The organism is Bartonella sp. AP280QHHD, from assembly GCF_042196125.1.
In the GTDB taxonomy this organism is placed as follows: Bacteria; Pseudomonadota; Alphaproteobacteria; order Rhizobiales; family Rhizobiaceae; genus Bartonella.
The window spans coordinates 1-10,634 of the sequence record NZ_JBHIPQ010000061.1 but is presented as its reverse complement, the minus strand read 5'-3'; the positions used below and the strand labels follow the sequence as shown (position 1 = coordinate 10,634).

Here is a 10,634-nt window from a genome sequence, read left to right as displayed (position 1 = left end):
CTCCACTTTCTACTTGCGCAACACGGTACAAATAACTCTCTGGCAAACCATAACGCGCTGCCGTTTGCCGTATCGCTTGATTAACAGAAGGACTAGAACGGGTCATTTCGCGTACTCTATTGAAGCACTAGGACCTAACCCTTTTGCTACAGCTCTAGAAACAATCTTCAAGCCTTCATCCGTTATCACACCGGCTTTATGCCACTTCAAAGCACTTTGAATCAATTTGGCAATTTCATTGCGCTCCATTCCTTTAACGCCAAAAGTTGCTAACTTCGCTATACCGCGCTCTAGCTCTTGTCTTGCCCGTAGCGCCTCTGGAGCATTCGGGTGGAAAAATATGTTTCGTGCTAATTTTAAGCCTTGAGCTGGTATATCAGGAATACTATGTGGTACACGAACTCCATCAAAAAGAGAAACCTCAGGAGTGCCTTCAAATTTGCTAAAACCCTCTTTTGCTGCATCAGAATAGAATTGCTCCTGATCTACTGCCTTTTTAAAAGTAGAAAACCGTTCCGGTCCTATGGTCCTTTCAAGATTCTCAGACGCAAGATTTTGTTTTAAAAGTTTAGAAAATTCATTAATAGGGTCATCACTTTTTCTGAGTAAATCATCTAAGGCATTTCTCATACCCATCTGATAGGTATTATTTTGTTTTGTCCAATTCCCTTTAGAAAGATTTTCCTTAACTGCATCCCTTTCAATACTCTTTTCAAGTTTCGTGCCTAGAGCTTGTCTACCCTTCTCAAAACTATCTGCAAAATTTTTGAATTTTGCTGCACTACCACGCGCTGCTTGATAAGTAGGAGAGATTTGATCCATTATTTTTACTAAATCTTGTTTGAGGATTTCGTATCCTAAAACCTTCTGGTTATCGCCATGTTTCTTACTTTTTTCGATTAAATCATCAAGAGACTTCTTGGTTTGATCTAATAACTCTATCGTAGGTTTATAGTTTATACTGCTAAACTTTCTATTATAAAATCGTCTAGGATTTATACTGAGGGGGTGTTCCTCTAAAGTCTTAACAGCTTCTTTGAGAGCTCTTTGAAACCCTTTATTCTCAAAAAAATTATTAAGAGCTGGATAATGTTCTTTTCCTATTGGAATTTGCTTCGCTTGTTCATAGAGATGATCATGAGCCTCTTTTCCTTGCCGTTTAAGTGTCCTGCTTAAAATATCGCTATGCTGGTATGGAACAATCGTCTGCTCCATCATATCATCAAGACGTTGAACAGAACCGCCTAATCTTTTCTCATGCGCTTGTTTCAAGAGATTATAAACATCTTCATTTGTTTTAGACGCATTCCACAAAGTCTGTCGTAGTTTTTCATTAATATCTGTCAAAAATACTTCCTGAGGTTCTGAGCTAAGACGTTCCGTGATCTTTTGGGTTTTATTATCGTAAAGTTGCTTGGCAACTTCTCGCAAAGCTTTATTTGAAACCTCTTTACGAGCAGGATTAAAATAATTCCTCACGACAGGAGGTGACTTTAAAGCATTTCCTAAACTACGAACTGCCTTAGAAATACCCATACCTCCTAAAGCAGCAACCGGCGTCAAAACTGCCCCACCAACACCACCGGCTAATGCCGAATTCACCGTATCATTGTAACCTTTTCCTGCACCAGAACCATGTAAAGCTCCAGAACCTGCCCCAACAATAGCTCCCCTACCTAAACTTCCTAAAGTCGAGCCTGCTCGCAAAAAATTTAATGCGGGAATACCCAAAGATGCTAATGTTGGTAAAATCGAACCAGCAATATAAGCACCAGAAGACAACCATGGATATTTCTCTTCCAAGGCTTTTTGGTAAGCGCGTTCCTTGGCTACTCTTCTGTTATAAACCTCTACTGCTTTCTTATCACCACGCCAATAATCCGTAAAACCTGCTTCATTCGCCGCTTGTATCTCATCACTGTACCCTGCTGTAAGACCAGATGTACCATGGCTTCTAACAGCATCCCACCACGTAAGATCTTTATCATCAAATGCAAAATCTTTGAATGTTTCTTGAGTATTTGGAATATCTTGAACTGGACCAATTACTTTATATTTCCTAGCCCACTCAGGGAGACGTGATTTATCATAATCCTTAAGTTCAGGATAATTTGTTTCCTTTTGAACATCTTCAGCAATACCAATAACCTTATACTTTCTAGCCCATTCAGGAAGAAGTGACTTATCATAATTCTTAAGTTCAGACATGAAACACAACCTATTTTCTTATAGTCATTCTTTTACCATCGGCATCAATAACAATAAAATCTGCTCCTTTCGGTAAGGCTTCAATTTCTTCTGCACTTTTTACTACAGGCGCATTTGCACTATGTCCTTGCTGTGGAGCTTTAGAATGCGACTGTGAGGTAACCTTATCAACACTCTCTTGCGTTAATTCAATGCTGCTGTCTTCTAGCAATTTCAATACGTCTAATTTCATCTTAGCCAAAATCTGATGGATTTTTTTCAACCTAAACAAGAGCTCTTTATGACCCAAGTCGTACTTTATCTCTCCTAAATAGCTCTTTAAGATATCAAGCTCTCTTTCTGTAAGGTTACCAAAACCAGAAGCACCATTGCGTGAATACCGTCTCATCGTTTCTAAACGGTCAATACCTATACGGTTTTTAATGGAATCAAGCAGTGAACGCATATCACGGTGTTGAGGAATCTTAAAAGAAGCTTGCCAATCAGCAAGATTTCCCGTAGCCCAATCACCATTCTCTTCTATATAATTCATAAAACGTTCAATGTCATGGAGTGTATTACTACTGATAGCTTCACTATTTTTAAGATCTATTGTTTCTCGTAGGCGGTCCATTTCTTCTTTAGATCTAGCATCATAACCGCCGTTCACTTTTTGTAATAGAAAAGCATTCAATGCATCTTTATTCCCAGCCATGAACCGCGCTTCTTCTTCGCTATAGCCTTTGGACTTTAGATACTCGACAGTCTGATTAACCTGCCCTCTTTCCTTATCTCCTTCATTAAGATGCTTCACACCACTTGCAAGCGCATCCCACCCAGAACCGCCTGACGGTGCTGCCGACATACCTGCAAAAAGATCTTGAAGCTTTTTATAAAAATCAGACTGGACAAACTTTTCAAAACCAGTTCGAGTATCTACTGGAGAAGTTTGTGACTGTGGTGTTGAAGCTGCCTCTACTATAGGCGTAAGTTGTTTAATCTCCTGTGCATTAGGGAGTGGTGGATGATTACCAACACCAAATGGTATTTCTGCTTCAGGAACCACATAAGGTTCCTTCTTCTCATGATATACTCCATCCGGAACAATAGTTCCTATTTGAGAAGGCGCAAGAGAACCACTCTCAAACGGTTTATCAATAGAAATTGCACTAGGAGTAGCAGGACCTTGATGCTGCTGTATGACTCTCTGCAACAGATTCATTTTATCAATAGGTCTCTCACCAATCTTCGGAATAACCATTCCTAATAGCTTTCGACCATAGATCTCTTCACGCTTTTGGCGTTCTCTTTCTTCTTGAACTGTAGACCATCTCCTTCTATTGCGTTTTAATGTAGGTGGGAGATGTGTACTATGTTGTATTAAACCATCTGCTCCTATTCTAGACATTCTAACTAAAGGATGTTCACCTTGATCAGGAGGAATAAAAAAACGCGAAATGTTATCGAACCAAGAACTTTTTTCCATTTCTTTCTTTCCTATACACCGAATTTTTTGCCTAAAAATGCGCCAAAAGGTTTAGAAATATCAGGGATACCCATAAAACTTGTCGCAAGACCTGCTACTGTCGCAAAATTCTTCCAAGGGTCGTTGCCTTGCATCATAGAGGCTGTATTATTATTCGTTGTCGTGCCGTAATTCCTTGCAAAGCCATGACCGGCGTTCATAAGCATATTCAACCTATTCCAGCCGCTATTGTCTTGTTCCAGCCAACGTTCTCTATTGGCATCAACAAGGCGTTGATTGTGGGCATCAAGCACACCTCCCCCTTGTATGGCATTGGAATAGGCATTCCCATAACCCTGTAAGAAGTTATTTGAGGCGCCCAATTGATTTTGATTGGCTTGGTCTATCATGGCATTGGCTTGCATCATGCGATCCGCATCACGATTATACTGGTCTGCTGTAGCACTTGTGGACAAAGCACCAAGTTCATTTGCTAATACACCTGCATGTGCACCGGACCCATAACGACCCGCACCTGCAAAAGAGCTGTTAATCGTATCTCTTACACGGTCTAAGCTATTTTGAAGGGCGGCATTAAAAGACGGATTCTGTCCAACCATATCACCAGAAGCCACTCTTCCAAGATTGCTTGCTGTCAACGTTGGATTGTAAATCGTATTCATCAAAGAGCGATTTTGATAATGCTGTGGAATACTTCCAAGACCACCAATTCCATAGCGCGTTTGATCACTTAACGGCGCTACACGAGGACCGCCATAAACATTCCCACCCGCCCCTGTATCATACAGATTATACGCATCCGCACCACCTCGCTTAAAGACATTCTGCATCCAAGCAGGAGGGGCACTTGTCTGCACCTGCTTCTGTTCTGTCGTTGCTGGTCTACTGCTCCCCATGTCACAATTCCTTCCTATAATAAAGCATATCTATGCCATAACCTTGTTTGTTCAGTGCACGTTTCCAACCTAAACGCCCTAAAATCTCTATCTCAAAAGCCCCATTCTCACGCGCCCAATCCTCTACAAATGTCAAATTATCAATTTGATCAAGAACGCCCTTGCCACTACATTCACAAATCAGTGCGCGCTTCTTTCCTCAAGCTGTCTGCTGTATCTGGGTCGTGAATGCCGCTAAAAAGCGCTCGTCATCATCCAAAACAAGCCATAACTGTTTCTTGCCACTGCAAATCGCTTCAATGAGCTCTTGCAACGTGATTTCATGTTTAAAACGTTCCACATACTCGCGAAACGACGCAATGATGTCTTCAAGGTATGGTGCTATACGCTCCATATCCCAAGACGTGGTCAAAAAGACTTTTGCCATTACCCTCTGCCTAAAGGACGTAAATCCACATTAAATCCTGTGATTTGGTTCCAATGAACACCTTCAGGAATACGCAATTTAAAGCGGTGATAACGATTGCGCGAACGACCATGATAAGCGCCCGTAAGATAAGAACATGCCCTCTCTTGGTGCCATGTAATCGGCGTCTGATTATTGCGAAGACGACGCTCTCCTATGCTTAAAAGACCTTCCGTCGTATCAACTTCAGCAAACATCTTCGTGATAAAGTTAAAACTTCCATCTGGTGCTCCCAATTCTTGCGAAACAACCGTTGCCTCCATCGGTGCTCCCGTAAACATAACAAGTCTATTTTCATCATCAAAAGCACCAAGCATTGGGGCGCCACTTTGCCAACGAGGGCTGTCTAAAGAAGCCGGCAATGTCTCAAGATTGATCGAGATCTCATCTAACTGTTCTAAAGTATAACCTGTCGTAAATACTGGAAACAACGTGAAAGGTTTTCCCTGTAGCGTCGACCATTTCTGCAATCCCCAATCATAAACAAAGGTCGTTTGCTCGTTATTGCCTCTCTTTAAGGACCAGTAAATCCGGTTATCAATGGGATCTATAACCCCTTGCATCTCATCAAGAGCAAACTTATCAAAGGTTTTAAAAACTGTTCTATCAACTTTCTCAAAGCCTATCGGCAAAAGTTGACCATCCAAACTCATCTGATAAAAACCACCATCACTCGCAAAAAAAGCATCACTCCCTCGACATGCTATAGAGGACGCACTACGGGCTCCGCGCTTGTCTTGTATCTTTTGAAACGTAAACACAATCTTAGAACCCGCAACAAAGGTTCCTGCATAAATAGCAGAACGCATAAAAATGAGGGGATTAGTCGATTCCGTAGACCCTTGAACATATTCTCCATCTGGAAAATCTTGAAAATCGCAATCTTTCTGCTTAACTGTCCAATGGGTTGCATCTTCCAAACCTGACCAATGAATGCGATTGGGGTGATCTGTCAATTGCATCAAACAAACAAAAGGTCCCCAAACCTTCACCAAGCCTGCTTTCGGGGGATTGCCTCCTAAATCTTCAAATCGTTCAGAACTATGGGTATTAAAAACTTGTGGTTTATCATTTTTATTCACCGCAATAATTCTTTGACCAAACAAAGCGAACGACCATTGATTATCTTCATGCGCATGATAAGTCACACCACTTTGACTTATGTCCTTCCACCCCTTCGTTTGACTATCATAACTGTAAAGCTTTTGCTTGCCTCCTACGATTATCTTAACACCATTGCCACTTCTAAACGCTATGCACCCCAACGGCTTTTCTTCTAAAGCATGAGACACTACCATTGCATTAGGCATCGGAATGTAACAGCCATCAGCCGGTAAAACATTCACAAGCATATCCGTAAAACTGCCGTTGACAACCGCAACATCTGGTCTGTAATCAGCGATTGGAAAATAAACCATATTAGAAATCCGTCGGAATTATTCGAGTGACGTTATGACGTTGAGACGTCTCTGCACGCAATTCATGCAACTGTTCGTTAAAGTCATTGTACGCTGCTGTTGCACAATCGGGTTCTTTAAGGATATTCTTGTAAAGTTCGTATTTTGCACGCGCCTTAATCAAATCAAACGCGTGCACAAACCATGGATGCTCCTCATCAACACTCTCTATCTCTGATAAACGCAATGGAGAGAGAATGAGTTGAATCTGATAGGCTTTATCCGGCGTGGGATAAAGATGTAATTTCCTATCAAAATAACTGTAACAAACCGGCGTTCCTTGCTGCTCTGATGATAACAAAGGCTCTAAAGAAACATGGTCCTTACACTCCAATGCAAACTTATGATGTTGATCAGAACTCAGATAACACATTGATTTATAATGATAATATAGCGTTATTCATATTGAATTAGAATCCCGAATAACGTAAGATTCTCTCATTTCAAATCTGTTTATCTTGAATCAACTAAAACCACTCATTTGTACATAACAAGTGGGATGAGTGTATGGATAAAATTTGTATAAGAAAGGACTAAAAATGGCTCTTATGAACCGTCTTAATGCAAGGGCTGTCGCAACATTGGGAGCTGGCAAATATAATGATGGTGCCGGCTTGTTACTTCATAAGCGTAAAGATGGAGGTGCTCAATGGATTTACCGTTTTACCATTCATGGGCGGCGCCGTGAAATGGGCTTGGGTGCCTTGAGAGATGTCTCTTTAAAACAAGCCCGTGAATTGGCAACTGGGTGGCGCTCTGTTCTTCGTGAAGGTCGTGACCCCATTAAAGAACGCAATAAACAAAAGCGTGAGGCAATAAGTAATCTCCATTATTTAAAAGATATCGCGTTGGATGCTTTTGAAAGCCGTAAAGCTGAACTAAAAGGAGATGGTAAAGATGGGCGTTGGTTTTTACCCTTAAAACTCCATATTCTCCCCAAATTAGGTTGCCTCCCCGTTTCAGAGATTACACAAACAGAGATACGCAATACACTTGCTCCCATTTGGCATACAAAAGCAGCAACAGCTGATAAAGCTCTTACCCGCCTTAATATTTGTCTCAAACATGCGGCTGCTTTGGGTTTGGATGTTGATTTACAAGCAACAGAAAAAGCACGCGCTCTCTTAGGTAAACAACGCCATAAAACGCAAAATTTTCCAGCTATGGATTGGAGAGATGTCCCTGCCTTTTATAAAACACTTTGCGAAGCATCAACCTTAACACAACTGGCTTTGCGTTTGCTTATTTTGACAGGCGTTCGTACCAACCCTTTGTGTCATATTCATAAAGACCAAGTTGATGGCGATATCTGGACAATCCCTGCTGAAAATATGAAAGGTCGACGTGATACTACAGAAGAGTTTCGCGTGCCTCTATCATCAGAAGCATTAGAAATCTTAAAACAAGCGCGCTTGCTTTCTCGCAATGATTTCTTCTTTTCTGCAACCGGTCGGGGTCCCCTCGCTGCAAATTGTATGGCTCAATATATGAGAGACAATAAAATTGAGGCATGCCCCCATGGATTTCGTTCTAGTTTACGTGATTGGCTCGCTGAAACAACCGATGCCCCTTATGAAGTCGCAGAAACTATTCTAAGTCATACAGTAGGCGGTAAAGTAGAGCGTGCCTATCGTCGGACTGACTATTTAGAACAGCGCCGCGTTTATATGGATAAATGGGCGGCTTATGTCACGGGTCAATCTTAAGATATGGGATGAATAACCCCATGATCTGTGGATAACTTTAGCTCTCTTTTCTCTCATTCTTTCTCAATAAGACTCATAAATTATCACATCAGAAATTGTATAATAAAATATTGTTTTCTATAAATAAAATACCTTCAAAAATGAACCAAAATGTGGTTAATAAATAGTTATGATTTGTTCTCATTTTTTTACTTTTGAAAGGATTTTAGTATGACAGAAAATGATATTCTTTTAACAGACCGTGAAAGTGCAAAACTGCTTCATATGAGTGTCTCAACATTCCGCCGTCATGTGACCAATGGCTCTCTCCCAAAACCTTTAAAATTTGGTTTTTTATCGCGTTGGTTACAATCGGATCTTTTGAATGTCATCGAGCAAGCAAAACAGCAACGTTATAACGACGCGGCATAAAAAGAAAACCTTGTCACGTAAGGACGGACAAGGCTTTCTCAAACTCATCAACCTGGTGCTTTATTTGGTGTAAATTCAAGGCTTTCTCTACTGAAGCAAGACTTAAGGCTGGCATTCAGGTGCATTTTTATACTTTTTACAAAAAGGGCTGTTCAAACGCTTCTTGACACTGCGCTGTGGTATGACAGCACCTGGACGACAAATGGGAAGGTTTTCAGCTCTAAAAGTATAACACCAATATGGTCCTCCCCATTTGTAGCGGAATCCTGCTTGAATCATGCAAGCATCGATGGAAGCCTCTGCATTGATGCTTAGCTTTCTATTTTCTGGAAAAACATCATAAGGGGTTGGCATACCACATTCTAACAATGCTTTTCCTACCTCAGTAAAATCTGCTCCTGGTTTCTCCCATGCACTCAAAACTCCTGGTGGAGGCTTGTCGATGTTACATCCAGCAATATTTAACAGAATGAGACCACTTAATAATTTCAAGATTTGTTTCATTTTTTTCTTCCTGAATATTTTGAATAAATTGGCGTACGATTAGGTAATCCATAAGCCTGTCGACATATTGAACCTGCATTACCATAACAAGCATGGACACTGGGGTAGCCCTTAAATATTTGCCATGCTTCTTTCCAAGGACCACTTCCAGGAGGTATTTGCCCAAAAGTGTAAGGATTTTTGCCAATCTTTGTACCAACAAAGTCATTTTTATGATTTTCCAAGTTTACGTAATCCTGCTTTCCATCACTTAAGATATATAACGTATCTGCCATGTTTTGAGTATTATAAGCTGGTCCAAAGAAATTAATCGTTGTTTTCTTTGCTATACCATGAACACCATGCTTTTCTAAATCATGCGATCCATTGCCCGCTGTCATACTGCCACGGCTATGCGCATCAGTATGCAATCCTATATTGCCAAGGCTATACAACAGATTCTGGTACTTCTTCGTCGAATTGGTCAAAATACCCAACTTACCTTCTAGAGCATACTGATACCCTGCAATGAACAACTCTACCAAGAACGAATCGCTATGAGGGAACATCAGAAAATAGTGTGGATCATTCTTGTTATCAGCCAACTGAACCGCATTATGGGCTGCGTCATCTGGTGTTGTAAAAATACCATTGAGAAAAACATGAACCTTGCCATCAGAACCTTTTTGTAAATTCTGTTGTTCTTCAGGCGTTAAATAATGATATTGCGGCTGCGGGTTTCCATGACTGTCTCTTATAGGATTTCCATTTTCATCTTTTGCATAGATCACATTGCCATTTTCATCGTGATCCACAGTAGCCAGATAATGCTCTTTGATAAACATGTTTACAAAGCTCTGTTCAAAGATATTAGATTCTTCATCCGATAAATCATTGATCATATCTACGCGATTATGTACTATCCCCTCAAGCGATGCGACATCTAGCTGTTCTACTGCTTGGTGGGCTGTAGCGGTGTTGCGGTTGAGAGAGCCAATGATTTGTCCAGCATCTTGCCCCATCGCCCTTTGTCCAGTTGTATCAGTAAGGATGATAGTCCCATCACTGATAGCAGATTTGGTTTCTCCTTCTGNTCCAGCATCTTGCCCCATCGCCCTTTGTCCAGTTGTATCAGTAAGGATGATAGTCCCATCACTGATAGCAGATTTGGTTTCTCCTTCTGCTGCATCCTTGGCTTTGCCGTGATTTAAAACATTCTTGGCAATGTTTTTTATCGTGTCGTTCCCAGAAATGCTAAACCCATGGCTGCTGGCTTTAGCATGGGCACTGTTGCTGATATCACTGGTGCTAATGCTTCCTGTGGTCAGGCTGTTTTTATCTGCCGGCGCGGTGCTTTCAATAATACCTCCGGTCAGCGTTGTTTTATCTTTAACAATGATATTAAAGCCGCCATCACCAGCTTTGATGCCTGATTGTTCCACAACACTATGATAATCGCTGGAGGATTTATCGTTTTGGAAAGAGGCGCTCATGGAGCCCCCACCACCCGTTTGTCCAGCACCAAACCCAACAGAAACAGAG

Annotated in this window: 7 protein-coding genes and 4 pseudogenes; 2 read left to right on the top strand and 9 right to left on the bottom strand. The window is 41.2% G+C overall.

The features are described from left to right. From ACFIMK_RS09460 to ACFIMK_RS09430, 7 genes and pseudogenes are all read right to left on the bottom strand, one after another. Nucleotides 1–106: pseudogene (locus tag ACFIMK_RS09460) on the bottom strand (lytic transglycosylase); the annotation flags it as partial. Further along, nucleotides 103–2,208 (bottom strand): glycine zipper family protein, encoded by a 2,106-nt coding sequence (locus tag ACFIMK_RS09455; protein ID WP_375683041.1) that lies wholly within the window; start codon nucleotides 2,206–2,208, stop codon nucleotides 103–105. The pseudogene ACFIMK_RS09460 and the gene ACFIMK_RS09455, both read right to left, overlap by 4 nt. A 10-nt stretch (nucleotides 2,209–2,218) precedes the next feature. Further along, nucleotides 2,219–3,673: a hypothetical protein gene (locus tag ACFIMK_RS09450; RefSeq protein ID WP_375683042.1), complete on the bottom strand. Its 1,455-nt coding sequence runs from the start codon at nucleotides 3,671–3,673 to the stop codon at nucleotides 2,219–2,221. Nucleotides 3,674–3,684: 11 nt separating this feature from the next. Continuing rightward, nucleotides 3,685–4,569, bottom strand: coding sequence for a hypothetical protein (locus ACFIMK_RS09445; RefSeq protein WP_375635053.1), 885 nt, complete (start codon nucleotides 4,567–4,569; stop codon nucleotides 3,685–3,687). A gap of 1 nt (nucleotide 4,570) precedes the next feature. Beyond that, nucleotides 4,571–4,996: pseudogene (locus ACFIMK_RS09440) on the bottom strand (hypothetical protein). Further along, a complete protein-coding gene (locus ACFIMK_RS09435) occupies nucleotides 4,996–6,453 on the bottom strand; it encodes a hypothetical protein (RefSeq protein ID WP_375693544.1) in 1,458 nt (485 codons plus the stop codon). Before ACFIMK_RS09435 ends, ACFIMK_RS09440 begins: the two are co-directional and overlap by 1 nt. Nucleotide 6,454: 1 nt before the next feature. Then, nucleotides 6,455–6,859, bottom strand: a pseudogene (locus ACFIMK_RS09430) (hypothetical protein); the annotation flags it as partial. 172 nt (nucleotides 6,860–7,031) lie between these two features. Between ACFIMK_RS09430 and ACFIMK_RS09425 the strand changes: the two are divergent. Both ACFIMK_RS09425 and ACFIMK_RS09420 read left to right on the top strand, forming a co-directional pair. Further along, a complete protein-coding gene (locus ACFIMK_RS09425; protein WP_015856731.1) occupies nucleotides 7,032–8,198 on the top strand; it encodes a site-specific integrase in 1,167 nt (388 codons plus the stop codon). 210 nt (nucleotides 8,199–8,408) lie between these two features. Beyond that, a complete protein-coding gene (locus ACFIMK_RS09420; RefSeq protein WP_015856172.1) occupies nucleotides 8,409–8,609 on the top strand; it encodes an AlpA family transcriptional regulator in 201 nt (66 codons plus the stop codon). A 102-nt stretch (nucleotides 8,610–8,711) separates the two neighbouring features. On the opposite strand, the gene ACFIMK_RS09415 is transcribed toward ACFIMK_RS09420, so the two are convergent. Then, nucleotides 8,712–9,113: a hypothetical protein gene (locus tag ACFIMK_RS09415; RefSeq protein ID WP_375618845.1), complete on the bottom strand. Its 402-nt coding sequence runs from the start codon at nucleotides 9,111–9,113 to the stop codon at nucleotides 8,712–8,714. After that, nucleotides 9,110–10,634: pseudogene (locus ACFIMK_RS09410) on the bottom strand (filamentous hemagglutinin); the annotation flags it as partial. The gene ACFIMK_RS09415 and the pseudogene ACFIMK_RS09410, both read right to left, overlap by 4 nt.

Coding starts and splice junctions, on each gene's coding strand:
- ACFIMK_RS09455 (WP_375683041.1), bottom strand. CDS start 2,208: ATGTCTGAACTTAAGAATTATGATAAGTCACTTCTTCCTGAATGGGCT.
- ACFIMK_RS09450 (WP_375683042.1), bottom strand. CDS start 3,673: ATGGAAAAAAGTTCTTGGTTCGATAACATTTCGCGTTTTTTTATTCCT.
- ACFIMK_RS09445 (WP_375635053.1), bottom strand. CDS start 4,569: ATGGGGAGCAGTAGACCAGCAACGACAGAACAGAAGCAGGTGCAGACA.
- ACFIMK_RS09435 (WP_375693544.1), bottom strand. CDS start 6,453: ATGGTTTATTTTCCAATCGCTGATTACAGACCAGATGTTGCGGTTGTC.
- ACFIMK_RS09425 (WP_015856731.1), top strand. CDS start 7,032: ATGGCTCTTATGAACCGTCTTAATGCAAGGGCTGTCGCAACATTGGGA.
- ACFIMK_RS09420 (WP_015856172.1), top strand. CDS start 8,409: ATGACAGAAAATGATATTCTTTTAACAGACCGTGAAAGTGCAAAACTG.
- ACFIMK_RS09415 (WP_375618845.1), bottom strand. CDS start 9,113: ATGAAACAAATCTTGAAATTATTAAGTGGTCTCATTCTGTTAAATATT.